Annotated in this window: 26 protein-coding genes and 1 other annotated feature; of the genes, 10 read left to right on the top strand and 16 right to left on the bottom strand. The window is 44.9% G+C overall.

Going from position 1 to position 26,056, the window contains the following annotated elements:
* Window position 1: 1 nt before the first annotated feature.
* The 7 genes from NSQ12_RS20415 to NSQ12_RS20385 form a co-directional block, all read right to left on the bottom strand.
* Complete coding sequence (locus tag NSQ12_RS20415; RefSeq protein WP_003244231.1) at window positions 2–1,093, bottom strand: branched-chain amino acid aminotransferase; 1,092 nt, start codon at window positions 1,091–1,093, stop codon at window positions 2–4.
* A 140-nt stretch (window positions 1,094–1,233) separates the two neighbouring features.
* Window positions 1,234–1,992 carry an SDR family oxidoreductase gene (locus NSQ12_RS20410; RefSeq protein WP_003242574.1) on the bottom strand — a complete coding sequence of 253 codons (759 nt, stop codon included), beginning with the start codon at window positions 1,990–1,992 and terminating at the stop codon, window positions 1,234–1,236.
* A 90-nt stretch (window positions 1,993–2,082) separates the two neighbouring features.
* Window positions 2,083–3,261: a D-alanyl-lipoteichoic acid biosynthesis protein DltD gene (gene dltD, locus NSQ12_RS20405; protein ID WP_003227323.1), complete on the bottom strand. Its 1,179-nt coding sequence runs from the start codon at window positions 3,259–3,261 to the stop codon at window positions 2,083–2,085.
* On the bottom strand, window positions 3,261–3,497 hold the full coding sequence (dltC, locus tag NSQ12_RS20400; RefSeq protein WP_003227325.1) for a D-alanine--poly(phosphoribitol) ligase subunit DltC: 237 nt from the start codon (window positions 3,495–3,497) through the stop codon (window positions 3,261–3,263). The genes dltD and dltC overlap by 1 nt, the downstream gene beginning before the upstream one ends.
* Window positions 3,498–3,513: 16 nt before the next feature.
* On the bottom strand, window positions 3,514–4,701 hold the full coding sequence (dltB, locus tag NSQ12_RS20395) for a D-alanyl-lipoteichoic acid biosynthesis protein DltB (protein WP_003227327.1): 1,188 nt from the start codon (window positions 4,699–4,701) through the stop codon (window positions 3,514–3,516).
* A complete protein-coding gene (gene dltA, locus NSQ12_RS20390) occupies window positions 4,698–6,209 on the bottom strand; it encodes a D-alanine--poly(phosphoribitol) ligase subunit DltA (protein ID WP_195727694.1) in 1,512 nt (503 codons plus the stop codon). The genes dltB and dltA overlap by 4 nt, the downstream gene beginning before the upstream one ends.
* 17 nt (window positions 6,210–6,226) lie before the next feature.
* Window positions 6,227–6,376 (bottom strand): teichoic acid D-Ala incorporation-associated protein DltX, encoded by a 150-nt coding sequence (locus NSQ12_RS20385; RefSeq protein ID WP_003227330.1) that lies wholly within the window; start codon window positions 6,374–6,376, stop codon window positions 6,227–6,229.
* A gap of 149 nt (window positions 6,377–6,525) precedes the next feature.
* Here NSQ12_RS20385 and NSQ12_RS20380 point away from each other — a divergent pair, with 149 nt between their 5' ends.
* The 6 genes from NSQ12_RS20380 to NSQ12_RS20355 all read left to right on the top strand — a co-directional run bounded on the left by NSQ12_RS20380 (window position 6,526) and on the right by NSQ12_RS20355 (window position 11,151).
* Window positions 6,526–6,660 carry a hypothetical protein gene (locus NSQ12_RS20380; protein ID WP_021480955.1) on the top strand — a complete coding sequence of 45 codons (135 nt, stop codon included), beginning with the start codon at window positions 6,526–6,528 and terminating at the stop codon, window positions 6,658–6,660.
* Between the two features lie 162 nt (window positions 6,661–6,822).
* A complete protein-coding gene (locus tag NSQ12_RS20375) occupies window positions 6,823–7,758 on the top strand; it encodes a 1,4-dihydroxy-2-naphthoate polyprenyltransferase (RefSeq protein ID WP_017697250.1) in 936 nt (311 codons plus the stop codon).
* 141 nt (window positions 7,759–7,899) lie between these two features.
* Window positions 7,900–8,532: a GTP pyrophosphokinase YwaC gene (ywaC, locus tag NSQ12_RS20370; RefSeq protein WP_003244564.1), complete on the top strand. Its 633-nt coding sequence runs from the start codon at window positions 7,900–7,902 to the stop codon at window positions 8,530–8,532.
* A 128-nt stretch (window positions 8,533–8,660) separates the two neighbouring features.
* Window positions 8,661–9,854, top strand: a complete 1,194-nt coding sequence (locus NSQ12_RS20365; protein ID WP_017697251.1) for an MFS transporter — start codon at window positions 8,661–8,663, stop codon at window positions 9,852–9,854.
* 6 nt (window positions 9,855–9,860) lie between these two features.
* Window positions 9,861–10,244, top strand: a complete 384-nt coding sequence (locus NSQ12_RS20360) for a carboxymuconolactone decarboxylase family protein (protein ID WP_339175507.1) — start codon at window positions 9,861–9,863, stop codon at window positions 10,242–10,244.
* Window positions 10,245–10,311: 67 nt separating this feature from the next.
* The gene (locus NSQ12_RS20355; protein ID WP_339175505.1) at window positions 10,312–11,151 is read left to right on the top strand and encodes a helix-turn-helix transcriptional regulator; all 840 of its coding nucleotides are present in this window, start codon (window positions 10,312–10,314) and stop codon (window positions 11,149–11,151) included.
* 48 nt (window positions 11,152–11,199) lie between these two features.
* Here NSQ12_RS20355 and ywaD read toward each other — a convergent pair whose 3' ends face one another.
* The 3 genes from ywaD to ywaE form a co-directional block, all read right to left on the bottom strand.
* The gene (gene ywaD / locus NSQ12_RS20350) at window positions 11,200–12,567 is read right to left on the bottom strand and encodes an aminopeptidase YwaD (RefSeq protein WP_003242515.1); all 1,368 of its coding nucleotides are present in this window, start codon (window positions 12,565–12,567) and stop codon (window positions 11,200–11,202) included.
* Window positions 12,568–12,722: 155 nt separating this feature from the next.
* Window positions 12,723–13,964 carry a tyrosine--tRNA ligase gene (gene tyrS / locus NSQ12_RS20345; RefSeq protein WP_160221895.1) on the bottom strand — a complete coding sequence of 414 codons (1,242 nt, stop codon included), beginning with the start codon at window positions 13,962–13,964 and terminating at the stop codon, window positions 12,723–12,725.
* Between the two features lie 41 nt (window positions 13,965–14,005).
* Window positions 14,006–14,220: a binding site (T-box leader), on the bottom strand.
* Window positions 14,215–14,730, bottom strand: coding sequence for a tyrZ transcriptional regulator YwaE (ywaE, locus tag NSQ12_RS20340; protein ID WP_003227345.1), 516 nt, complete (start codon window positions 14,728–14,730; stop codon window positions 14,215–14,217). It overlaps the preceding feature by 6 nt.
* A gap of 150 nt (window positions 14,731–14,880) precedes the next feature.
* Between ywaE and NSQ12_RS20335 the strand changes: the two genes are divergently transcribed.
* Window positions 14,881–15,594: a TIGR02206 family membrane protein gene (locus NSQ12_RS20335; RefSeq protein WP_024572602.1), complete on the top strand. Its 714-nt coding sequence runs from the start codon at window positions 14,881–14,883 to the stop codon at window positions 15,592–15,594.
* Between the two features lie 109 nt (window positions 15,595–15,703).
* Complete coding sequence (locus NSQ12_RS20330; RefSeq protein WP_015714932.1) at window positions 15,704–16,564, top strand: glycosyltransferase family 8 protein; 861 nt, start codon at window positions 15,704–15,706, stop codon at window positions 16,562–16,564.
* Window positions 16,565–16,616: 52 nt separating this feature from the next.
* Here the strand turns inward: NSQ12_RS20330 and sacY are convergent, their stop codons facing one another.
* The 3 genes from sacY to epr form a co-directional block, all read right to left on the bottom strand.
* Window positions 16,617–17,459, bottom strand: a complete 843-nt coding sequence (gene sacY, locus NSQ12_RS20325) for a transcription antiterminator SacY (protein WP_015714931.1) — start codon at window positions 17,457–17,459, stop codon at window positions 16,617–16,619.
* Window positions 17,460–17,512: 53 nt separating this feature from the next.
* Entirely contained in the window at window positions 17,513–18,892 is a 1,380-nt protein-coding gene (gene sacX / locus NSQ12_RS20320) for a SacY negative regulator SacX (RefSeq protein WP_003243800.1), read from the bottom strand.
* A gap of 426 nt (window positions 18,893–19,318) precedes the next feature.
* Window positions 19,319–21,256, bottom strand: coding sequence for a minor protease Epr (gene epr, locus NSQ12_RS20315; protein ID WP_339175499.1), 1,938 nt, complete (start codon window positions 21,254–21,256; stop codon window positions 19,319–19,321).
* A 227-nt stretch (window positions 21,257–21,483) separates the two neighbouring features.
* Between epr and celB the strand changes: the two genes are divergently transcribed.
* A complete protein-coding gene (gene celB, locus NSQ12_RS20310; protein WP_106073271.1) occupies window positions 21,484–22,815 on the top strand; it encodes a PTS cellobiose transporter subunit IIC in 1,332 nt (443 codons plus the stop codon).
* A gap of 49 nt (window positions 22,816–22,864) precedes the next feature.
* Here celB and glxA read toward each other — a convergent pair whose 3' ends face one another.
* Complete coding sequence (glxA, locus tag NSQ12_RS20305) at window positions 22,865–23,245, bottom strand: glyoxalase GlxA (RefSeq protein ID WP_003227362.1); 381 nt, start codon at window positions 23,243–23,245, stop codon at window positions 22,865–22,867.
* Window positions 23,246–23,365: 120 nt separating this feature from the next.
* Here glxA and NSQ12_RS20300 point away from each other — a divergent pair, with 120 nt between their 5' ends.
* Window positions 23,366–24,553, top strand: a complete 1,188-nt coding sequence (locus NSQ12_RS20300; protein WP_339175497.1) for a class I SAM-dependent rRNA methyltransferase — start codon at window positions 23,366–23,368, stop codon at window positions 24,551–24,553.
* Window positions 24,554–24,586: 33 nt separating this feature from the next.
* Here the strand turns inward: NSQ12_RS20300 and NSQ12_RS20295 are convergent, their stop codons facing one another.
* Together NSQ12_RS20295 and NSQ12_RS20290 are read right to left on the bottom strand one after the other, a co-directional pair.
* Window positions 24,587–24,784, bottom strand: a complete 198-nt coding sequence (locus tag NSQ12_RS20295; protein ID WP_015385004.1) for a YwbE family protein — start codon at window positions 24,782–24,784, stop codon at window positions 24,587–24,589.
* Between the two features lie 33 nt (window positions 24,785–24,817).
* Window positions 24,818–26,020 (bottom strand): major facilitator superfamily domain-containing protein 6, encoded by a 1,203-nt coding sequence (locus NSQ12_RS20290; RefSeq protein ID WP_015250930.1) that lies wholly within the window; start codon window positions 26,018–26,020, stop codon window positions 24,818–24,820.
* Window positions 26,021–26,056 lie beyond the last annotated feature (36 nt).

Here is a 26,056-nt window from a genome sequence, read left to right as displayed (position 1 = left end):
CTTACTTGCTTTCAGTCAGCGCTGCGACTTCGGTCGTCCATCCGAATTCGTCTGCGACAGCGCCTTTTTGAATGCCTGTAATCGTGTCATATAGTTTTTTTGCGATTTCCCCTGTTTCACCGTTGTTGATCGAAAGTGTTTCATCCTGCCAAATCAGCTCGCCGACTGGGGAAATAACAGCTGCTGTACCAGTTCCGAAGGCTTCTTCCAGGATGCCGTCTTTATGGGCTTGGATGACCTCATCGATCGCAATTTTTCGTTCTGAAACTTGAAGGCCCCAATGCTTAAGCAAGGCGATGACTGAATTGCGCGTAATGCCTTCCAGGATGCTTCCGTTCAGCATCGGCGTTACGATTTCACCGTTGATTTTGAAGAAGATGTTCATGCTTCCGACTTCTTCGATGTATTTCTTCTCAATGCCGTCCAGCCAAAGCACTTGGGAAAATCCTTTCTCTTCGGCGACCTGCTGCGCTTTTAAGCTTGAAGCATAGTTCCCTGCGGTTTTGGCATTTCCTGTTCCGCCTTTTACCGCACGGACAAATTCACTTTCAACAGCGATTTTGACCGGCTTAATGCCTTCTTTGTAATAAGAGCCGACCGGAGAAAGAATGATCAAGAGCTTATACGTATGAGATGCCGCAACACCAAGGAAAGGCTCGGTTGCGATGATGAACGGACGGATGTAAAGGGACGTGCCCTCCGCATTTGGAATCCAGTCTTTATCAATTGCGACAAGCTGCTTTAAGCCTTCAAGAACCTGTTCTTCATCAATTTGCGGGATGCAGAGGCGGTCGTTTGATTGATTCAGGCGTTCCATATTTTTTTCCGGTCTGAAAAGCAGAACATGGTCATCCTCTGACACGTAAGCCTTTAACCCTTCAAACACGGTTTGGCCGTAGTGATAGACCATTGCAGCCGGATCCATTGATAAGGGTTGATAAGGAATGATTCTTGGATCGTACCAACCTTTATCTGCGGCATAGTCCATTACAAACATGTGGTCTGTAAACACTCTTCCGAACGAAAGCTGATTTGGGTCTGGTTTCGGTTTTTTTGTTGATGTCAATTCAACGCGAATTGTTTGTTTAGTCATGGTCAATCTCCCTGCTGTTAAATTGTTTATATTATCAAACTTATTTGAAAATAATTATATTCTATTGTATACCTTCAACAAATAATCGCAATAGGTTTGCTCAAATTTGTAAGAAATTCATATGAAAAAAGCAGGAGAAATTAATTCTCCTGCGTGTTCATTTGCTCGAATAACCTGTCATAATCGGCGCGAGTGGCATCCCGAAGACCTTCAACACGTTCATTTGTAATCTCCTGTTTGCCTTCCTTCAAGCCGTCCAAGAAATATTGAACATATTCTTCAGATGAAATGCCCCGGTACGTCAGGCCTTGTTTATCGCGTGATTTTTGGTTTAAGCCCGTGTCCACCATAGGCGGTGCCATTTCAATCACTTCCACGCTCGTGTCGCGGAGCTGGTGTCTGAGCGTAAGCGAGAACGAGTGAAGTGCCGCTTTTGTTGCGCAGTACACCGGATAAACAGCTAACGGGTTAAACGCAAGCCCGGATGTGACCTGAACGATTGCCGCCTCGGGCTGCTTCATCAAATGAGGTGTGAAAAGGGCGGATAAATGGACAGGCGCTTGGAAATTAAGTTCAATTTCATCACCGTCCACAAAAAGCTCCTCTGTCCCTTTTTTAAAGTCAATTTCCTTTTGAATGCCGGCGTTGTTGACGAGAACATTCAAGTTCGGATATTCCTTTAAAGCCCATTCATACAATGCTTCCCGCTGCGAACGGTCTGCAACATCACATTGCTTTGTATGGATGTTTGGGAGCTGCTGCTTCGCTTCTGCAAGACGTGCTTCGCTGCGTCCGCAAATGATAACTTCATTGCCAAGTTCCAGCAGGCGCTTGGCCAGTTCAAGCCCGATGCCAGCAGAACCCCCTGTGATTAAAACCGTATTATTTGTCATCTTCATTGGATGTAACACCTCTTAATTAAGTTGGCTGTGATTCCTTTACTATTACAAATCTTAGCAGGAAATATGCAGCCGCGTCCTATGAGATGCTCAGGATGAAGTGACTTTTCCGGTTTTATAAAATTCGTCAATTGCTTTATCGACATACACCCAGCCTTTCCAGCCGATGTGAATGGTGTCTTTCATGAAATACGGGTCATATTCATGCCCTGAGAAATCAGCAACCTGGAAGCCCTTCGCTCTGATTTGTTTATTTACCTTTTTGTAATAGTCAGTGCGTCCTTTTTTCGGGAAGCCCGTGTAATCGTACCATTTCCCGTTAACAGGAATGGTGACAAACATAGGCTCTGCGCCCGCATCCTTCAGGATATCGAGCATCATTTCAAAGTCGCCATATTCCGGTGACACCGCATACGATCTTCCTTTGTTTTTCCCTTTCAGCTTAGGCACTTTCGGCTTCAGCTTTTTATAGACAGGGTTGTCGATGTGAAAATCGTTAGAACCGGAGTGGCGTTTGCCCGATTGATCCGCTAGTTTATTCAATTCAGACCATGACTTATCCTTTACTGACTGCGAGATATAGCGCTTTGGCCCGGATGATTCTGTCGTTGAATAATACAGATCTTTCTTTTCCAGCATGCTGTAATACACTTTCGCCGCCGGCTTCAGCGCGTTCACTTTCCACGTCTGACCGTTTACCATTGCTTTGTACAGCTCAGAAAGAATGGCATCGTTTTGCACAGCCTTAAAGCGAAGCATGCGTTTCATCATTTTCTTTTTAATTTCAGGATCGATCTGATCGTTAAATGCCAAATCAAGCCCTTGCAGCGCAGAATAGTTCGGCGCGAAATGCTGTTCATCAGACCCGCGCTTAATAAACCATTGCGGAGACACGATGAATACGATTTTTTTGCCCTTCAGCTGATCCATGTGGGCAGCGAAGTTTAAAGAATGAATCAATGACTGGGATCCGCCTTTGCCGACAAGGTATGGCGTGAATCCCTCATTGTTTACCTGAAAATAATTAGATGGGTGGAACTCGTCCAGCCGAGAAAGCTCAGAAGACCCGTAAATCGGAAGATATGTCGGATCTTTGAGCATCTGATCTTGTAAATATAGCCCTTGAAACATACTCGGATTCAAGGCTGTTGCTGACTCTTTCACACGCTTATCGGTGATGAAGCCTGTCAGCCATGAAGATGGAATTGCGATGGCGCCTGCGAATAGAATAAACGCCAAAATAATTGGACCGAAAAAACGCTTTTTCATTATTTCAACTCAGACAGCTGATTTACAATGTTGTTAGGTGTATTCCAAACGTCCCGGTCAAATTCAGTGATCGGCACTAAAATATCAAAACGGTTTTCAATCGCAAGCAGCAATTCTACTGTTCCAAAAGAATCAAGCAAACCTTCTTCAAAAATTTCAATATCAGGATTTTCCTTTACGATGTCATCCTGGCAAACCTCTGCTAAAACGTCTAATACCTCTTGTTTAAAATCCATAGCTTTCTAATCTCCTTTAATGGTGGTGATGAAATGGTTTTCCTGAGAAAATATAAAACCCGAAGCAAACGAAATGGAATGTGATCACAATAGCGAGAATGGTTGTCCAGCGGTTGGACGGCAGCCATTTATATTTCTTATTCCACTTCTCGAAAAAGTTGTAACACGTCATCAGAACGGCGTGATAGAGGCCGTAAATGATATATTGCGGCGCGAGCCCGTGCCAAACCCCCATCAGCATAAACAGCAGGAAATACCCGATGTTTGAGACGGCCATACGGTTTTTGATCCACTTTTTCTTAGTCATCCAAAATACGAATCTCATAAACACATAATCTCTGAACCAAAATGACAGAGACATATGCCAGCGATTCCAGAAATCTTTAATATTTTTACTGATAAACGGTTTATTAAAGTTTTCTGGTGATTTAATGCCCATAATGTAGCTGACCCCGACGGCAAACATCGTGTAGCCGGCGAAATCAAAGAATAAATACATGCTGTAGCCGTACATGTACAGCAGGTTCCCAAGAATCTTATTGTGCGTGATTGCGGGAAGATTCATGATGAAGTACGTATTGATCGCGTAGCCGATAATAAATTTATACAGGAAACCGATGAAGATTTTATGGATTCCCGTATACAGCAGGTCGGCGTATTCTTCTTTCGTCCAAGCCTTCTGTTCATCCTTGACGAACCGGCGGTATCTGTCGATCGGGCCGGAGGAAATCGTCGGGAAAAACAGGATGAAATACAGCAGGCGGTGCAATGGCAGCTGTTCTTTCAGCAGTCCGTCTCTTGCTTCCATAATCAGCTGAACGCCTTTAAAGGTTAAATATGAAATCCCTAAAAAGCTGATCAGGTTATGCGGCGGATGATGCGGCTGCGGGTGTGAAAGAAACGGCCATATTTTTGACAGAAATAAAGGCAGAATAGACGCGATAACAGCTCCGCAAAAGACAAAGCCGCTGTTCGCTTTCTGCCGGTATGCCAGATAGCCGCTGATCAGGAGCACCTGCCATATTGTAAACAGGCACAGCGCGATGACCCCGTGTAAGTCGTGCGAAAAAATTAAAGCCAATATAATGATAGATATGAACATGTTGTATGCTTGAAATCTTTTTCCGTTTAAGCCGAGAATGATCGTCGGCAGAAGAAGAATGCCAAGCAGTATAAAGAATAAAAACGAGCTGTAAGGCGTCATACAAGAACCTCTTCGCCAATGCGTTTTCGGTCAATTTTGCCGTTAGCCGTCATTTGAATGTGATCCTGATAGATAAATTTTCTCGGGATCATATATGCCGGAAGAGAAGCGGCAAGCTCTTTTTTAATAGCGCTTGTCAGCTGGAATTCCTTCTCGAACTCATGCTCCTCAGGCACAATAGCAGCGATCAGGTACTCAACTGTTCCGTTTGGCTGATAAGGAATCACGACAGCAGAACGAACGTACTGTGACTGTCTGACATGGAACTCGATTTCCTCCAGCTCCATTCGATAGCCGTGAAGTTTAATCTGAAAATCCAAACGTCCTTGGCAGAAAATCTGACCGTCTTGAATAAAGCCGGCATCGCCAGTTCGGTATGCCCACTGGCCTTCATGAGAGAAAAACGCTTTTTCCGTCAGCTCTGGCTCACCAAGGTAGCCTCGGCTTACACTCGGCCCTGCAATGACGATTTCTCCTTTTTCTCCATCAGGAAGCGGCTGTCCCTGTTCATCCATAATGAAAATGTTCATATCTGGTTTGGCGAAGCCCACTGGAAGCGATTCGCTGCGGCTGATGACGTCAGCCGTAATTTCAACCGATGTGACAGCCACTGTCGCTTCAGTCGGGCCGTACGTATTAAAAATCTTCGCTTTCGGAAAACGCTCAAGCAGCGCTTTTGCCACAGAAACCGGAAGAACCTCTCCGCAAAACATAAATGTGTCCGCATGAGGCAGCAGATCCTGTGAAAAACCCGGATCCATCAGGCACATTTGCACAAAGGAAGGTGTTGATGTCCACACATTCAACCCGGACTTCTTCAGCTCTTCAAATAAGACTTTCGGCTTGTTCACAGCATCCTTTGTCACGCAATGTAAAGTCCCGCCTGATTGAAGGCACGGATATAGGTCCATGACAGACAAATCAAATGAGAACGGCGCTTGGTTTAAAAATATTTTTCCTCCGCTGACTGGAAAGTCTGCACAAATCCAGTCTGTGAAGCTTTGAAGATTCGCAGCGGAAATCTGCACGCCTTTCGGATTTCCTGTGCTTCCAGAAGTGTAAATGATATAAAACGTTTCGTGTTCTTTGACCCATTGATCTTGGCTGACAGAGCCGCCTTCGTTTTCCAGCAGTTCTTCCGCAGAAACTGTCTGAATCTGCTGGCCGACTGCATCAATTGAGAGTCCTGCTGCATGGATCAGCAATTCTGCTCCAGAGCTTTCGATAATTTTCACAATCCGTTCGGACGGAATAGAAAGGTCAACCGGAATATAAGGATGTCCCGCTTTGACACTTCCCAAGAAGGAAACGATCATATGCGGCTCCATGTGGCCGTACACAAGGATAGGAGATTTCTTTTCCCCAGAAATGCGTTTTTGGATCGCGGCAGCCGCGCGGTCAGACTGCTCCCATAATTCCTGATACGTGAGCGACTGGCCTTGAGAGCGGAAGGCATCGGTTTGCGGATAAGTTTCCGCATGTGTTTGAATAGCATGTAAAAGTTTCATAGTTATTCTCTCTCCAATTAGAAATCGTTATAAATATATGAACCGGTATTCGCGGTGTGAAAACCATACATAAAAAACAAAACAAGCAGTATCATCAAATAAAAGCCTGTATGACATGTCCACTTGACAGCGGGTTTTTCATACAGCTGTTTCATTAATTGCAGCATATCAAAAATTCCCTTCCCGTTTTTTCGACAATCACATGATTATTTGACGATCAGATGCTCAAAAAGTTTCATTTTTTCCCTAATCTCCCTCAAATTAATATATCGGCGTATGTTTTTGAAAATGAATCTTTATACCTGCAAGGGCAAGAATGGAATGTTTCGAGCTGATTCATAATAAAGGAAAAGATAGCTGGAGTCAAAAGATCTTTTTAACTTTTAAAAAGTGTAATGTACTTAAAAAAATTTTTCTGTACCTGTTCGTTCAAGTGAAAGCAGAAACCTAATGAAATCAGGGCGAGAAGCGTATAATAAGAAAGAAAACGCCTTCTTGCGGTATCTTGTGAAATAAGGGAGAAGTCATTATGATAGATAAGGAAGCAAAAGGAGTTTTTTATTAAGCTGCCGGCTGAAAAAAAGTAAGCCTTTTAATAGAAAGGAAGAGGAAGATGAACCAAACAAATAAGGGTGAGGGTCAGACAGCGCCGCAAAAAGAAAGCATGGGGCAGATCCTTTGGCAGTTAACCCGTCCTCATACGTTAACCGCATCGTTTGTGCCTGTGCTGCTCGGAACCGTTTTGGCGATGTTTTATGTGAAGGTTGATCTGCTGCTGTTTTTGGCTATGCTGTTTTCTTGCCTATGGATCCAGATCGCGACGAACTTATTTAATGAATATTATGATTTTAAACGCGGATTAGATACAGCAGAATCAGTCGGAATCGGAGGGGCCATTGTACGCCACGGAATGAAGCCTAAAACGATTTTGCAATTAGCTCTGGCCTCATACGGGATTGCCATTTTGCTCGGTGTCTATATTTGTGCGAGCAGCAGCTGGTGGCTTGCGCTGATCGGCCTTGTCGGCATGGCGATCGGCTACCTGTATACAGGCGGGCCGCTGCCGATTGCGTACACGCCGTTCGGTGAATTATTCTCAGGCATTTGCATGGGTTCGGTGTTTGTGCTGATTTCGTTTTTCATTCAGACAGATAAGATCAATATGCAAAGCATTTTGATTTCCATCCCGATTGCGATTCTTGTCGGCGCGATTAACCTGTCGAACAACATTCGTGATATTGAAGAGGACAAAAAAGGCGGACGCAAAACATTGGCGATTTTGATGGGGCATAAGGGAGCTGTTACTCTGTTAGCTGCGTCGTTTGCCGTCGCTTATATCTGGGTTGTCGGCTTGGTTATTACCGGTGCCGCAAGCCCATGGCTGTTTGTCGTCTTTTTGAGCGTGCCTAAGCCGGTTCAGGCAGTGAAGGGCTTCGTCCAAAAAGAAATGCCGATGAATATGATTGTCGCAATGAAATCAACAGCCCAAACAAATACATTTTTCGGATTCTTGCTCTCGATCGGATTATTGATCAGCTATTTCCGATAATAAAAAAGACCGCTCGTTTCGTGCGGTCTTTTTTTGTTACAATCGACCGCATTTTGTAAAAAAATTCATAGAACCTTGCAGCAGACAGGGACGTCTAGTACATGGACAGCGGATAAAGTTCCGTTAAAGGAGATGACGAAAATGGATTTATCTGTAACACATATGGACGATTTAAAAACAGTAATGGAAGATTGGAAAAATGAATTATTAGTTTATAAATTTGCGCTAGATGCGCTCGATACAAAGTTCTCAATTATCAGCCAGGAATATAACCTCATTCACGGACACAACCCGATTGAACATACAAAATCCCGTGTCAAAAGCTTTGAAAGCATCGTGAATAAGTTAATGAGAAAGGGCTGTGAGATTACGACGAAGGAAATGAAGGAGCATATTCACGACATTGCCGGCGTGCGCATCATCTGTTCATTTATTTCTGACATTTATAACGTCGTGAATGTGTTGAAGCAGCATGAAGATTTGAGAATCGTAAAGGTAAAGGATTATATCCAGACACCCAAACCGAATGGCTATCGAAGCCTGCATTTAATCATTGAGATGCCTGTGAATTTAACGAACCGTGTGGAATACGTCAAAGCAGAAATTCAAATCCGGACAATCGCGATGGATTTCTGGGCGAGCCTTGAACATAAAATTTATTATAAATTGAACAATGACGTTCCTAAGCAATTAACAGATGAGCTGAAAGAAGCCGCGGAGATTGCCCATTACCTAGATGAGAAAATGCTGGGGATTAAGAAAGAAGTGGATTGATAACAAAAGCGAAGCCTGACAGGGTTTCGCTTTTTTGCTTTGCTTGCTAGTACTTTTTATACCAGTATAAACTCACTTCTGTTTCCAGGATTGAACCTGCTTTATCATGCATGGGAAAGGAGGTAAACATGAACCATTCCATTTCATTATCGAGAGGTTTGATTTTTCTTATCGCGGTGACTAGCGGGTTTACGGTAGCTAATGTCTATATCAATCAAACATTGCTTGTCAGCATGGCAGGCACGTTTCATGTGACGCCGGCACAGGCTGGGATGATTGCTACATTGGCGCAGATTGGCTATGCGGCGGGGAACCTTCTGCTTGTTCCATTGGGAGATCTTTTTGAACGCCGCCGCTTAATTGTGAGCCTGCTATTCTTAGTGGGGGTTTGTTCGGCCGCTTCAGCGTTAGCTGTAAGCTTTCCATGGCTAGTCATCACAAATTTATTATTGGGATTCTTCACGATTATTCCTCAAATCCTTGTGCCGTTTGCGGCAGGTTTAGCAAATGACAGGAACAGAGGAAAAGTACTCGGAAACGTAGCCATCGGCTTGGTTTGCGGAATTTTAGGGGCGAGAGTGGTCAGCGGGGCGATAGATGCCCATTATGGCTGGCGCGTGATGTATTGGATTGCCTGTGCAGCAGCCGTCATCATTATGTTGATCATTCACTTCTGCTTTCCGAAAAGCAAAGGGACACATGCATTTCATTACGGAAAACTCATTTCTTCATTATTTCCGCTTTTGATCAAGGAGAAAGTGTTAAGAAAAGCATGTGTAAACCAAGGCTTCATGTTCGGCGCCTTCAGTTTATTTTGGACGACGTTAGTGTTTATGGTGAGTGAACCTCCATTCTCGTTTGGCAGCCAGACTGCCGGAACAATCGGTTTGGTGGGAATTGGCGGGGCTTTTGCAACTCCGCTGATCGGCCGGATTATTGATCAAAAAGGAGCTGCTTTTTCCAACAAGCTTTGTATGTCTTTTACCTTATTGTCATTTGTTTTATTAATGGCAGGCCAGACTTCATTGATTGTGATTGTATTGGGCGCTTTATTCATCACCATGGGCATTCAGGCGAATCAGGTGGCGTGTCAGGCGGAGATTTTCCAATTGTCGGCTGAAATGAGAAGCAGATTGAATGGCCTCTTTATGGTCAGCACGTTTTTAGGCGGCGCCTTGGGATCGTATGCAGGAGGTGCAGTCTGGATGCTGTTTCATTGGAACGGTGTTTGTATTCTGGGGATGATCATGGTCGGTATTGCCTTCAGTTCAAGGATTACCATAAATCGTACTACTAAAAAAACGATATTGGAAGGGAGATAGAAGCTGGTGCGAACAAGTGAACGTTATAAAAAAGGGTTAGATATTCTGAAACAAATTGATGAGGAGAACTATGAAGCGATCGTGGACAATTTTAAACATTCTATCGCTCCGGACCTTGGTGTGCTTGCCGTGGAGTTTAACTACGGTCAGATTTTTTCAAGACCAGGTCTTGATCTGAAATCCAGATTATTAGCAACCGTTGCTGGATTGACTGCATTGGGCAATACCCAGCAGCTAAAATTCTATATTAACGGAGCCCTGAATGTCGGATGGGCACAAGAAGAACTCATAGAAGTCATGATGCAGATGATTATTTACTCAGGTTTTCCGAATGCACTGAATACCATTCTTCCTGTGGCCGCTGAAGTATTTGGAGAACGAAACAAATAATATAAAAACCTTCTCCTTTTTATGTAGAATACTAATAGGAAATTCTATGCAAAAGGAGAGTGTGTATGTGGACAGTATGGCAGAAAAACGGAAAGAGCTAGGGGAGTTTTTAAAACTGAAAAGGGCACAGCTTTCTCCGCAAGAGTTTGGATTGCCTATGGGTACCAGAAGGAAAACAACAGGCTTGAGAAGAGAGGAATTAGCCCAGCTGTCCGGTATAGGTGTCACATGGTACACATGGCTGGAGCAGGGAAGGGATATTCGGGTATCAACACAGGTACTGGAAAGCATATCGAGAGTGCTCAAATTGAATTATGAGGAAAAGCGTCATGTCTTTCTGTTGGCTGGCCATCATGTTCCTTTAGATGATCAGGATGAAGATAATAAGAGCCTTCCTCTGGCTGTGCGGCACTTTATTGATCATTTAACCAATTGCCCTGTTTATGTGACTGACGAAAAGTGGGACGTTATTGCTTGGAACACAGCAGCTTGTGCTGTGTTCGGCAATTTTGGCCAAATGGGCAGTAAGGAAAGGAATGCCATATGGCGATGTTTCACCTCGAAGGAGTATCGGGATCTGCTTGACGACTGGGAAAGCCACGCCAAAAAACTTATCGCACAGTTTCGATCGACAGCCAGCCGGTTTATTGGGGAAGCATGGATAAAAGAGCTGATCGATGAGTTAACTGAAAGAAGCCCGGAATTTAAAAAATGGTGGAACCACCACGAAGTATTAGGCACACACGCAGGAGAAAAAGTACTTCATCACCCGGCAGCCGGAACAATGGTGATGGAGCATATGACATTACAAATATATGACTCTCCTGATTTGAAACTGACCATTTATCGCCCGTTAGAAAAAGAAAATACAGTTGATAAACTGAAAGCTTTACTTATAGACGGCTAAACAGCTGATCATTATAAAAAAAAGACGGCACCCAAGTGCCGTCTTTTTTTATTTGATATCTTCAAAAATGTCAGATGCTTTCGCCTTCATTTGTTTCTTAATGGTTTTCGGTTTCTTCTCTTTTTTCACAGCCTCATAGACAGCGGCTGTCACAAGATCGCCTGCTTGCTGGAGGCGTTCTTTGCTGATATGTTCGATCGAGTCTTCAGGGGTATGATACCACGGCTCAACTTCTTCTGTTTCCGGGTCTCCCCAAATAAAGTTGGCGGAATCAATGCCGGCTTCGTGGAATGGCACATGATCAGATGATCCTCCCTGTGTCAGAGACAGGCTGTCAAATCCAATTTTTTCAGCAGCCGTACGGCTGGATTCCCAAACATAGTTAGATTGGCCATCCAATGTGTTGACATACAGCTCAGACGCTTTTTCCCAGCTTGTGCCTACCATATCTAAGTTGAAGTTCACTTCGCTTCGTTTCAGCTCTTTTTCTGATAGATGATCTACATAGTGAGAGGAGCCGAGCAGGCCGAGCTCTTCGGCGCCGAAAGCGATAAAGCGGATTTCTTTATCAGATGGAACGCTTTTTAAGACACGTGCCATCTCCAGCATAACAGAGGTTCCTGAGCCGTTGTCATTTGCTCCGGGTGAAAAAGGAACACTGTCGTAATGGGCCGTCACGTACACAATGTCTGGATGTTTGATGTTCTTTGGTTTTTTGATTCCGATGATATTCTGGGAGGTTTGGTTTGTGAATGCTTTTAGTTTTAAGGTGGCTTCTTTTTGCTGGGTAAGTGCTTCGCCGTCTTCTTTCTTAATGCCGACGACCGGAATGCCGACTTTATTTCCCGACAGGTTTGGCGTCATAGGCACGAGGCTTTCTTTGTTGTTATAAATGATGACAGCTTTCGCTCCGGCGGCTTCGGCATTTTTGGCTTTCTCGTAATAAGTCAGGTCTCCTCTGGAAATCAAGGCGATTTTGCCCTTGGCGTCAGCGGTAAAGTCCTTTTGATAGCCCAATCCCGCATTGTAAAGCGGGGCCGTCAGCCCTTGTTCTTCAGTCGGAGCTGAGCCGGACGCCGCTTGGAGAAGAATATCGCGTCCTGCTGAAGACAGTGTTCCCTCAAGCCGGTCAGGAATGTTGAATCGTTGAACCTTCACATCAAGCTTTAATTTTCTCATTGATGAGGCGATCAATAGGGCACTCTTTTTTTCAGCTGCAGTTCCGGCTATTCTGGGGCCGATTGCTTCACTTAGCTGAGAAATGGTAGAGTACGCATGTTTTGCTTTGAATGGAAGCTCGCGCTCGCTATTTGATATTTGTACAGCGTGCGCGGCAGGGGTGACACTCTGTGCCGGCAAGAGCAGTGTGCCGGCAGTTAAAACAGCCATTGTCATGACAGTCAAAAGCTTTTTCATCAAAAATAAACCTCCCCTAAATGTATGGTTGGGGAATATTTCGGGATGCTAAAGGAGTTTCCTGCAAGATGGAGAGCGTTTTTGAAAAGACAGTGCTTTATACCTGCAAAAAAACGCTTATGAATGAAGGGTCATAAGCGTTTCGGAATATCAGACTATTGGAGCTTTAAAAACTTGCGTTTGCCGACTTGGATGATCATATTCTCTCTTATCTCTGCTTTGGTGTGAACATCTGTTATTTTCTCTCCGTCGATGCGTACACCGCCGTTTTGAATCATGCGGCGCGCCTCGCTCTTCGAAGAGAGGAGCTTCAATGTAACGAGCAGATCGACAATCGCGATTGTTTTCTCGCCTTCCCATTGGACAGACGGAATATCATCAGGAAGGCTGTTTTCCTGAAAGACTGTTTTAAACGAGTGTTCGGCAGCTTCTGCTGCTTTCTCTCCGTGATACATTCGGACGATTGTTTTGGCTAAAAGCATTTTGGCATCACGCGGATGAACTGCGCCGGTTTCTAAGTCTTTCACGAGCTGTTTTTTCTCTTCAAGCTCTAAGTCTGTTGCCAAGTGGATGTATTTTTTCATCAGGCTGTCGGGCAGTGACATCGTTTTTCCGTACATGTCGTTTGGATGTTCGTCAATGCCGATGTAGTTGTGTTTCGACTTTGACATTTTTTCGACGCCATCCAAGCCTTCCAAGAGCGGCATAAGGATGACGACTTGTTTTTCTTTGTTGTATCGTTCTTGGAAATGCCGTCCCATGAGGACATTGAAATGCTGATCCGTTCCGCCTAATTCAATATCACTTTCGAGAACGACAGAATCATATCCCTGCATCAATGGGTAAAAGAATTCATGCAGTGAGATTGGTTTTTGCATGGCGATGCGTTCTTCAAAGTCGTCGCGCTCCATCAGGCGGGCTACCGTTATTTTCCCTGCTAATTCAATGACATCTTCCAGATTCAATGTTTTCAGCCATTTTGAGTTATAGTGAAGCTCGACTTTTTCTGGATCAAGCACTTTTCCGAATTGCTCAAAGTAGGTTTTGGCATTGTGCTGAACTTCTTCATCAGTCAGTTGCTTTCTGGCTGCCGATTTTCCGGTCGGATCACCAATTTTTCCTGTGAAATCCCCAATTAACAGCTGGACAATGTGGCCGTTTTCTTGAAATTGGCGAAGCTTATTTAACACAACCGTATGGCCCAAATGTACATCCGGTGCAGACGGATCTAATCCGAGCTTAATTTTAAGCGGCGTGCCCGTGGAAATTGATTTCACGAGCTTTGCCTTTAATTCCTCCGGCGGTATGACTTCGTGGGCGCCTGTCATGTATAGCTGAAGCTGTCTTTCTACCTCTTTTTGCTGTGACGCTGTGAGCTGCTCAAATGTTCTCATCATTTTTCCTCCTTTTTTACAAACACAAAAAAGAGCCCATCCCAATAAGGGACGTAGCTCAATGCACGCGGTACCACCCTGGTTGAAGACATTGTCTTCCGCTCATTCGAATAACGGTTTCCCGTTCTTTGCTACTTTTAAGGTTCACAAAGAAAGCTCGGGGAGGTAATTCACGTTTGCTGTGTGCCGGCTCGCACCTTCCGCCGGCTCTCTGAAACAGGGAGACAAACCGCTACTGGATTCCCGTCAAAGCTTATGTTGTATGAAGATTGTCAGCTACCTTTCTAAGCAGCCCTGTCAATATTTTCTGTTCGTCCTTCGTCATTCCCGCAATGAGCTCTGTTTCCCCTTTGTGAAACTCCGGGTAGAGTTCTTCGATCGCTTGTTTGCCGGAATCGGTGATAGAGACAAACACGAGTCGCCGATCTCTTGTGTCGATGCTTTTACGGCAAAAACTCTTTTTTTCGAGCGTTTTGATCACGTTGCTTGCTGTAGCTGTAGATATCCCTGACAGCTCAGCGATTTTTCTCGTTTCGAGCGCTCCCCATACCCATAGATCATAAAGAATGGAGAAAGCGGTCCAAGAAAGGTTATAGGAAGAAAGAACCTCAGTCTCCATTTTGACACGGAGCCTTTGTGCAGACCGATACAGATTCGTAGCGATCGAAATGGCTTCTAGGTTGAGTGACTCGACGGGCATTTGTTTGAGCTTAGAAAGTGTATCGTGTTCTTCCTTCCGAAGCTGCTGATGTTGATGTGAACGTTCCATTTTTTAGGCCTGCCTTAAATTATCAGAATCATTAGCTATGAAACGAATTGTAACAGAGGATGATGTGAACTTCAAGCCCATATATCGGTTGAATAAAAAAAGCCCAAACAACGCCAAAATAAACAAAAAACCGCAAACGGGGGTGCAGTTTTGCAAAAATATGTTCAATCCGTCTATAAGCATGATCCGTTTCATCTGTTTTCGACAGAGCATGTAGTGACGTTAGCGATTATCGCCCTTTTGGCCATTCTGTTGTTTTTGTTCCAAGAGGGGGTCAAGCAGCCGAGGGCCAGCCGGTTTTTACGTTCTCTGTTTGTGTTTCTTTTGCTTGGTTCGCAAATCGGCTATCAAATATGGATGGTCGCCACGGGCAGGTGGTCGGTGCGCACTTCATTGCCTCTCCAGCTTAGTGACCTGTCGGTGTATTTGTCTGCTATTATGTTAGTGACAAAAAGCAGAAAGCTGTTTGTGTTTTTGTTTTTTGCCGGCATCGGCAGTTCGATTCAGGCTCTTGCCACTCCTGACCTCGGTATGTTTTCATTTCCGCATATCCGATATATCCTCTTTTTTATTTCTCACGGGTCTGTGTTTTTATCCTGTCTGCTGATGGCTGTGATTGGCACCTACAGAATGGGCCAGCGCTCGTTATGGGTGACAGTCCTGCTTGTTAATGTGTACGGCGTCTGTATTTTCCTGATTGATCGCTGGCTTGGCGCGAATTATATGTATTTGACGAAAAAACCGGGCGGATCCTCTCTCTTAGATGTTCTCGGGCCATGGCCGTGGTATATCGTCTCGGCTGAAGCCATCACAATCGCAAGCTTTTTCATTCTTTATTGGCTTTATCGCATCTTCAAAAAATGACACCTTTTTTGTTGTATCACACATTCTGTTTAAAAAAATGTCGGAGAACGTGTTTATTTTTTTGAAAAAGGGTATGTAACTTGTACAACAAAAAGGGAGATGAATACCATTGAGGAAAGATGAAATCATGCATATCGTATCATGCGCAGATGATAATTATGCTCGTCATTTAGGTGGGATGTTCGTTTCTTTATTGACTAACATGGATCAGGAGAGAGAGGTAAAATTATACGTCATTGATGGCGGAATTAAGCCTGATAACAAAAAAAGACTGGAAGAAACCACTTTGAAATTCGGAGTGCCGATTGAGTTTTTAGAAGTGGATACCAAAATGTATGAACATGCGGTAGAGAGCAGCCATATTACAAAAGCCGCGTATTACCGCATTTCGATTCCCGACTTAATTAAGGATGAAAGCATCAAACGAATGATTTACATCGATTGTGATGCGCTTGTCCTAGAGGATATTTCTAAGCTATGGGACTTAGACATTGCGCCATACACCGTAGCCGCTGTTGAGGATGCGGGGCAGCATGAACGCCTGAAAGAAATGAACGTCACTGATACAGGGAAGTATTTTAACTCAGGTATCATGATTATTGATTTTGAGTCTTGGAGAAAGCAAAACATCACAGAAAAAGTCATCAACTTTATCAATGAACACCCAGACGAAGACTTTCTTGTGCTGCATGACCAAGATGCACTGAATGCGATCTTGTATGATCAGTGGTATGAACTTCATCCGCGCTGGAACGCTCAAACCTATATCATGTTAAAGCTGAAAACCCCATCGACTCTGTTAGGGCGGAAGCAATATAATGAAACAAGAGAAAACCCGGCAATCGTGCACTTCTGCGGCGGAGAAAAGCCTTGGAACTCCAATACAAAACATCCGTATCGCGATGAGTATTTCCATTACATGTCCTATACGAAGTGGAATACGATTGGGAATCCGGCGATCAACCAATAATACAGATATAAAAAAACGCTTTTGAGATGATCAAAAGCGTTTTTTGTTTGTCTCAGCGTGCGACTGACCGTTGGTAGAACCGCTGAATATGCATGGCGATGTAGCACAATTCTTTTTCAGGAAATTCAAAGCCGTATTCCTTCTTCACAAAGGTGCCGATGCTTAGGGCACACAGGAAGGCATCCTTAAACTTCTCTTTAATGATGTCGATCATTTCTGCGTCCAGCTCGTAAATGGATTCGCCTGCTTTGATATGCTGAATGGCAAAGCGGAGATGGGTCACAAGCCGTTCATAAGAGATGGTATCTTCAACGATATTAATAGACAGTTGAATTTCGATAATCTCGATAATATCACGGATCATTGTTGTAATATCAAGCGTTTGTGTCATATCGCCGGCATTGTTTCTTGCTGTGTGGATATGCATGGCGATATTGCCGATTTCATCATCAGGAATGTGAATCCCCAGTTTATCTTTAATCAGTGTTCTGGCCCATAAGCCGATCTGGAACTCCTTTGGATAAAGGACTTTGATTTCATTCAGCAGCGGATTTTTGATAACCATCCCATTGCTCAGGCGTTCAATTGCAAAAGAAAGATGGTCTGAAAAAGCGACATGAATGCGCTCGTTGATTTTGATGTTCAGCTCTTTTTCGGCATGAGAGATAATTTGCTCAGAAATCTGAATGTGGTCTTCAGGCAATGTTTCTAAAATCTCTTCGAACTGTTTATAGTCAGCTGTATCTTTTCTGACAAAGGTTTTTTCTATTTTCGACTGGTCGACAATATCATTTTTCTTTTTGTCGAACCCAATTCCTGCACCCAAGAGAATCTTCTCTTCATTTTGATCCTTTACGACGACAGCATTATGATTTAAGATTCTTTTAATTTTCATAGCTTTTTTGTCCTTTCATCCCCCGTTTTATGAATGAAAACGAATAAATCCAGTTATTCTGTCTCTTCTTTAAACCCGAGAAACAATGTAGCTATAAAAGCAGAGACGGCTGCGATCAAAAAACCGATCATATAATGAACAAAATTCGCGGCGCCAAACGGCAGCACAATTGAAATCATCGGAATGCCTGTCAGCCCGTAGGAATTTGCCACAACTTGTACCGCAACCACGTACGCTCCGCCAATAGCACCGCCGATGGCTGCTCCGATAAAGGGACGGATCAATTTGAGATTTACCCCGAATACAATCGGCTCAACAATGCCTAAAAACGCGGTCAGAGAAGCGGGGAGAGCAATTTTCTTCAGGCTTGATTGTTTCGTTTTGAGGAATACCGCAAGCCCCGCTCCGCCTTGGGCCACATTCGCCATCGACCATATCGGCACTAAAAAGTTGACACCGACATGCGGATTAGCAAGCAGCGTTGCCTCAATTGCATAAAAGCTATGATGCAATCCAGATAGGACGATGGTGGAGTAGATGCCGCCGAAAAGGGCTCCGGCGGCAATGCCGGCGTGATCATAGATATAGACGATCGATTGTGTCATGATCTGGCCGATGATGGACGCGGCGGGATTCATCACAATCAGCGCGAGGCACCCTGTCACCATGACCGTAATAAAGGGAATGATCACGACATCAAGCGACTTCGGCACAATCGATTTTAATAGCTTCTCAATTTTGCTCATGACAAAAACGGAGAGAAGAATCGGTATCATGGAACCCTGATACCCCATCATCGGGATATGAAGCCCCCATATGTCTAAAGAAGACGGGGTTTTGCTGCCGAGCATAGACGGGTCCAGCAGATCAGGATGCGTCAAAAGCCCCGCGATCACTGCCCCTAGGTATGGGTTGCTGCCAAATTGCCGTGCGGCACTGAAGCCGACTAAAATTGGCAGTAAAATAAAGGCTGTGCTGGACACGAGGTCGAGCATTTTAATCCATGGGCTGCCGGCAGCGAACCAGTGAAACACCTTAATCATGCCGATCAGCCCCATGAGCAGGCCGCTTGCTGTTATTGCCGGAATAATCGGCACAAAAATATCGGACAGTGTTTTCGCAAAAGCTGCGGCAGGGTTCAGCTTCCGGCTGGCTTTTTTCTGGTGGACAGGTTCTTCAGAAGGCGCGGTCTCCCATACATGAACGACTTCTTTATATATTTTGTTGACGACGCCTGCTCCGAAGATAATCTGGAAAAGCCCATAACGGAAAAAGGTGCCCTGCACACCTTGCAGGTTCTCAATAGCATGTATATCAATTTTCGTCTCGTCCTTTACATCAAAACGAAGACGGGTCGTACAATGGCTGATGCTGATAATATTGTTTTTTCCTCCTGCGAGCAGCAGTAATTCTTTTGCAATCTCTTTATGCAAGCAATCAAAACCTCCTTTGCTGAAGAAAAGTCGGCTTGTTCATCGTATCAAATGAAAAGTTGACAATCAAAATGAAAAAAGTGAGAAATACCGGCTGAAAATGACAAAAATGCCCGCGTCGACGACGGAGCATGAGTATAGGGGTTGTCCAAGGCGCCGTTATGAGCCCAACACGAAAAGAAGAGTTAAAATGCCCTGCTTTTTAGGCACTAATACTCCCTTTGCATCATTGGGTCTTGCCTGCCTGCCCAGTCACAATCCCGCCATATGTGGTGATAACTGTAATAACGTTCATTTTATGCTGTTCATGGCTGTATAGCAATAGTATGAAAAGCCTGTACAGTAGATGGGAAAAAGGTTGTGTGTGGTGTTCTTAGAATGTAAAAAACCTTTAAGACTTGGAATGCAAATCTTAAAGGTTTTTGGTTACTTTTTCGGTTTGACGGCGTTCAGCCGTTTTTGCAGCTTTGTTTTTTCATTGGATGCTTTTAATTGATTCACTGCAGACTGAGCGGATGTCTTTGATTTCTTTGTTTTGTCTTTTTCCGCTTTCTTCACTTTTGCCTTGGCAGTTTCGACTTTTTTTGCTTCAGCCGCCGCCACCTTTTTCTTCACTTTGTCTAACCGTTTTTGCAATGCCGTTTTGTCCTTGCCTGCTTGAAGCTGATTGACGGCTGATTGTGCTTTTGCCGCATTTGCATCAGTTGATTTCTTTTCAGCCGCAGATACGGATTGCTGTGCCGTCTTCAAATTGGTGCTCTTCACTTTGTTAAGGCGTTTCTGCAGGGACGTTTTTTCTGAACTTGCAGGCAGCTTGCCAATTGCTGATTGTGCGCTGTCCACATCTGTTTTCTTTTTGCTTTTTTCCGCTTTCGCAACTTTGTCTTTCGCTTGCTTTGACGCGATGTATCGTTTTACTTGGTCTAAGCGTTTTTGAAGGTTCTTTTTGTCTGTTCCGTTTGGCAGCTTGTTGATGGCAGGTTGTGCTGTATCAACGGTTTGCTGTGTTTTATATTTTTCTGCCTTTGCGACTTTGTCTTTCGCATCTTTTACATTTCTGTATGACTGTACTTTATCCAGTCTTTTTTGCAGGGCAGTTTTGGCGTCGGAGCCCGGCAGCTGGCTGATGAGTTCTCGCGCTTTGTTGATATCGGTTTGTGCTTTTGTTTGTTCCGCTTTTTTCACCGCTTGCTCTGCTGCCGCGTACGCTGAATCTGTTGCCTGTGCTTTATATTGGATTAAGCCGTAGCCAAATTGCTGATCGCGGCCTGCGGTACCAAGATCAACGATATTTCTCCACATTTCCTCGCGAAGCTGGACGTTTGTCTCGGCAGGATCACGCTGTTTTAACAAGGCAAACATGGCTGCGGCGTGCGGTGTCGCTTGGGATGTTCCGCTTCCCGTTGCATAATACTGGTTTAAGTAAGTGCTTGTGATGTTTGTCCCCGGCGCTGAAAATTCAACTTCATCTCCAGTTGTTGAGAAGGAGGCAAGCTGATTCTTTTCGTTTGTTGCTGAAACAGCAACGACACTGCTGTATGCCGCCGGATAATTCACTGGCTTGCCGTTTCCGTCGTTCCCGCTTGCGGCAACAAGCAGAACACCTTGTTCATATGCTTTGTTCACGGCGTCATGAAGGATTTTGCTGTCTGACGTCGTGCCAAGGCTCATATTGACGATGTCCATCCCGTTTGCGATCGACCAGTCAATTCCTTGGAGAAGACTTTGAAGATCCCCCGAGCCGTTCTGATCAAGCGCTTTAACCGCGTATATTTGTGCTTCCGGTGCGATGCCGTCAATTCCGTAGCCGTTATGCTTGGCTCCGATAATCCCTGCGACATGTGTTCCGTGGCCGTTATCATCTTTGTAAGAAGAGGTATAACTGACAGCTGAATACCCGCCGGCAATCGACAGGTCATCGTGGGGGGAGATCCCGCTGTCAATGACGGCAATTTTGATATTTTTTCCTGTCAGTCCTGCCTTCCAAGCCTGTTTCACCTGAATGGGCTCAAGGTTCCATTGCTCAAAGTTGTCAGAGGTGTCAGTGCCGTCTGACAGCACTTTGAAATCCGTGCTGTCTGCTGCGGTAAATGATACGTTGTTTTCTACATACAAAATATCAGGATCCTGCTTTAATTCTTTTACTGTCTCCTGGTCTGCTGTGACCGCTACCGCGGGAAGATGCTTATACTGCTGTTCAACATCAGCATCACTGTCCAGGATGGTTTCCTTTCCGGCCTTGTTTTTATAAACCACAATAACCTCTTTCTCGCTGCTGTTTTGCGCATGAGCGAGAGGGCCTATGGTGAGAAAACTGAAAAACAGAGTGACTGATACAACAAGTTTGCAAGACATGTTTTTCATGATTCATCTCCTTTTTCTATGATGTTTGATATATATATCGGAGAAAAAAAGAGAGATTAATAGTAAGAAGGAAAAAAATTTTCATAGGCAAGGTTGTTTAGCAAAATACAGATTTTTTCCGCATGAAGAGGAAATTTTCCAAATGAATTTGTAAGCGTTTTCAAAATAAGATAAAGAAAACATTGCGGAGGTTGTTCACAAAGCAATGTGAAAAGGGGGCTTTTAAGATGAGCGCATTCACTCGGGTAATGGAAGAAAAAATAATGCCTGTCGCCGGGAAAATTGCCGGACAGCGGCACCTCAGCGCTTTGCGTGACGGAATTATCCTGACCATGCCGCTGATTATTATCGGGTCTGTCTTCTTGATTTTAACGAGCCTGCCGATTCCGGGGTATGCTGATTTCATGGCGAGTGTGTTTGGGAAGGAGTGGGCTGATAAGCTCGGATATCCCGTCAATGCTTCGTTTGATATTATGGCGATGATCGCCGCTTTCGGGATCGCCTATCGGCTGGCGGAAAGCTATGGTGTTGATGCCCTTTCGGCCGGAGCGATTTCAATTGCCGCATTTCTATTGGCAACGCCGTTTGAGGTGCCGTTTACACCGGATGGCTCAACGGAGTCCATCATGGTAGGGGGCGGAATCCCGATCACGCTACTTGGCAGCAAGGGCTTATTTGTCGCCATGCTGATTGCCTTGTTTTCAACCGAAATCTATCGGTACATTATTCAAAAAAATATCGTCTTCAAAATGCCAGACGGTGTGCCGCCTGCGGTAAGCAAATCGTTTGTCGCGCTGATTCCCGGCTTTATCATTGTGTTTCTCGTGTGGCTGGCGCGTCTTCTGATTGAAATGACACCTTTTCAGAGTCTGCACAATGTCGTAGGAGACCTGCTTGGCACACCGCTTTCCATCCTTGGCGGCAGTCTCGGCGGAAGCCTGATTGCTGAATTTGTACAGATGCTGCTTTGGTCGTGCGGGATTCACGGGGCTTCCATCATTGGCGGAATCATGTCGCCGATTTGGTACGGCGCGATGGATGCCAACCGTCTTGCCTTCCAAGCGGGCGAGGCGCTGCCGAGTATTTTTACGACTCAGTTTTTTCAAATTTGGATCAATGTCGGCGGGAGCGGAGCGACACTGGCGCTTGTCCTGACGATGCTTGTCCGATCTCGCAGCAAACAAATGAAGCAGCTTGGCCGATTAGGGATTGGGCCCGCGCTTTTTAATATCAACGAGCCGATCATTTTCGGCATGCCGATTGTCATGAATCCGCTCCTTATTGTCCCATTTATCATCGCACCGCTCCTCACGATTACCGCGACTTATATCGGCATGAGCACCGGGCTGGTGGCAAGACCGGCCGGAATCGCGGTGCCATGGACGATGCCGCCGCTCATATCAGGTTACCTGGCGACAGGCGGAAAGGTGTCGGGCGCCGTTATGCAGCTGGTAAATCTGCTGATCACCTGTGCCATCTACTATCCGTTTTTCAGAATATGGGATCATCAAAAATGGCGGGAAGAGAGTGCGGTTGAATCTGGGGATAAAAATGTGTAGTGATGTAAGTGTTTAAATAATAAAAAAGCAGCGTTATGCTGCTTTTTTATTACCGCTGAAAGAACTCAATCCACTCACCGTCAGGGCCTTCGATATAGAAATAACGGTATCCGTTTGGAAGTGTTGTGATCTCCTCGTCGATAAATTTCGCGTTCATTTTTTCCGCTTTTGTATATTCAGCCGCGATGTCATCAGTCAGCAGGGCAATGTGGTGCACTTTTCCTTCAGCGGGAAGCTCGCTGCTGTAGCCTTGAATCAGTTCAATTTCTGTTTCCGGGCCGTCTTCAAAGCCAAGAAATGCAAGCTCGATTACACCGTTCGTGTGTGTGATGCGATCCTTCAATTTCATGCCGAGTACCTCTTCATAAAATGTGATGGACGCGTTAATATCTCTTACCATGATGCCTGTATGGTCAATTCGTTTTGGCATGCTGCTCCTCCTCGAAACTCTTTTTGTCTATCGTAGAAAAACCTTTCCTTTCTGTCAATGCAGACATCTTGGCGTTTTGTGGTACGATAAGAGAAAGCAAACAGAAAGAGGACGACATATATGAAGCTACTCACCCTAAAGAAAGCACACGCTGCCAAAATCAAAAAAGGCTATCCCCTTATCGAAAAAGAAGCTCTCGCAGGGAGTGCGGGGCACATGAAAGAAGGAGACCTCGTTGATATCTTGTCTGAGAGCGGCGAGTTTCTCGCGCGGGGCTATTATGGCCTGCAAAACAAAGGGGTCGGCTGGACGCTTACCCGCAATAAACATGAACAGGTTGACCAGGCATTTTTTCTCACCAAATTAACAAAAGCGGCCCAAGCGCGCGCCAAACTATTTGAGGCTCAAGATACAACAGCTTTCCGCCTGTTCAACGGTGAGGGCGACGGTGTCGGCGGCGTCACCATCGACTATTATGACGGCTACCTGCTGATTCAATGGTACAGCAAGGGGGTTTACACCTTTAAAGACATGCTGATTTCCGCATTGGATGAGATGGATCTTGATTATAAAGCGATTTACGAGAAGAAACGCTTCGACACGGCTGGACAATACGTTGAAGATGATGACTTCGTGAAAGGGAGAAGGGGCGAGTTCCCGATCATCATCCAAGAGAATGGCATTCAATACGCGGTGGATCTGAATGAAGGCGCCATGACGGGCATCTTTTTGGATCAGAGACATGTGCGCAAGGCGATCAGAGACCGCTATGCAAAAGGGAAAAACGTTTTAAATACATTTTCTTATACGGGTGCATTCTCCGTGGCGGCGGCGCTTGGCGGAGCGGAGAAAACAACAAGCGTCGACGTGGCAAACCGAAGTCTGGCCAAAACGATCGAGCAATTCAGCGTGAACAAGCTGGATTACGAAGCGCACGACATTAAAGTGATGGACGTGTTTAACTATTTTTCATATGCTGCAAAAAAGGATTTGCGCTTTGATCTGATTATTCTCGATCCGCCTTCCTTTGCGCGCACAAAAAAACGCACCTTCAGCGCGGCCAAGGATTATAAAAACCTGCTGAAGGAAACGATCGCCATCACTGCTGACAAGGGTGTCATTGTTGCCTCTACAAACAGCAGCGCCTTTGGCATGAAGAAATTCAAAGGCTTTATCGATGCCGCATTTAAAGAAACAAACGAACGCTACACCATCATTGAGGAATTTACGCTGCCGGAGGATTTCAAAACGATTTCGGCATTTCCGGAAGGCAACTACCTGAAAGTGGTCCTTCTGCAGAAAAAATAATGAAAAAGCTGCCCTGTTCAGGGGCAGCTTTTTTTATGTAGAAATGATCTGCTGGACGCGGCCGATGCGGCCATCTTCAAGCCGGACTTTAATGCCATGCGGATGAAAGCTTGATTTCGTCAAAATATCCTTCACTGTCCCTCTCGTCAGTTTTCCTGTTTTTTGATCTGCTTTCAATACAATATCAACCTGCAACCCTTTCGAAATGCTGTTTCGCTCTTGCCCGTTCATAACGCACATCCTTTCTTTTGTTCATTATAGTCATTATGGTTTAAAAGTAACAGCCGGCTGATGAAGTGTATGTTTGTTTTTTTCAGCCTTCATTAAATATAATGTCAGGCCAAAGCCTGCTATGCTCAGAATGCCAAAAAGCAAGTAGACTGCGAAAATCGATACGTAGTCAAAAATATACCCGCCTGCAAATGTGCAGAACCAGTTGCCGAACCCGTTGCCAATGGCGGCGTACATGGTCAGCGCCGTCGCTTCAACGTGTCTTGGGGTAATCTTTTTCACATATTGAAGCGCCGCCGGGATAAATAAACCGATGGCCACTCCCTGAAGAAAGACCGTCGCATATATGATCCATAGTGAAGGCGCCGTGAAATAGAGCGCCCACCTGAATAATGAGACTCCGCCTGACAGCATAATGACGTTGAGCAGCCCCATTTTATCTATAAATGTTTGGGCAAACCGCATAAATGGTATTTCTGAAATCACGCCGATGAAAAATAAAATGCCGATAGCGGAAAGAGACGCGCCGCTTTTGTCCAGAAAAAGACTGAAATACGTATTGTTCGCTAAGTTTGGAGCAAATGTCGTAAAGGTGATGATCATAAAGATGAGGAAAGTTTTGTTGCTGATAAGCTCCCGGAATCCTTTGCGGATATTGACCTTTGTTTTTGTTTTCTGCTGGCCGGGCATTTGTGAAGCCAATATGGCGGCAATGCACAGAAAGGCACAGCCAAAGATAAAGATCACGTGAATGGGGTACAGCTGGTTCGTCACCTGTCCCATGGCAAACACCGCGACACCGAAGCCGAGAGAACCAAACAGGCGGATTCCGCCATAATTGCCGTTTGTTTCTTGTGTGTACCTTAGTGAAATGCTGTCCGAAAGTGGAATAATCGTGCTTTGAAAGGCTGCAAAACAGGCCGCAATCAAAATAAACAGAGGGAAACTGTCAAATGCAATATAGGCTAATCCAATGATGCCTGTGATTGATGTGCAAACCGCCAGCAGGCCTTTCGTTTTTTGCGTATAGTCGCTGAGCATGCCCCAAAACGGCTGAAAGAAAATCATCACAATCGGGCCCAGCGACATGATCAAGCCGACCTGTGATCCGCTTAAATGCTGTTCCTTCGTTAAATACATACTGAGTAAGGGAATCATGCTGCCCGTACCGAGAAAAGCAAACAAATAAAATCCTTTTAACGCGGCATAATGCCGTCTCACCTGCAAGTTGTGCATCAAGGTGCCTCCTTTGGTATCCACAAATTACATTAT

This window comes from Bacillus sp. PS95 (assembly GCF_037963565.1).
In the GTDB taxonomy this organism is placed as follows: Bacteria; Bacillota; Bacilli; order Bacillales; family Bacillaceae; genus Bacillus; species Bacillus subtilis.
Note: the sequence above shows the minus strand (reverse complement) of the source record. Positions and strands in the feature narration are given on the sequence as shown.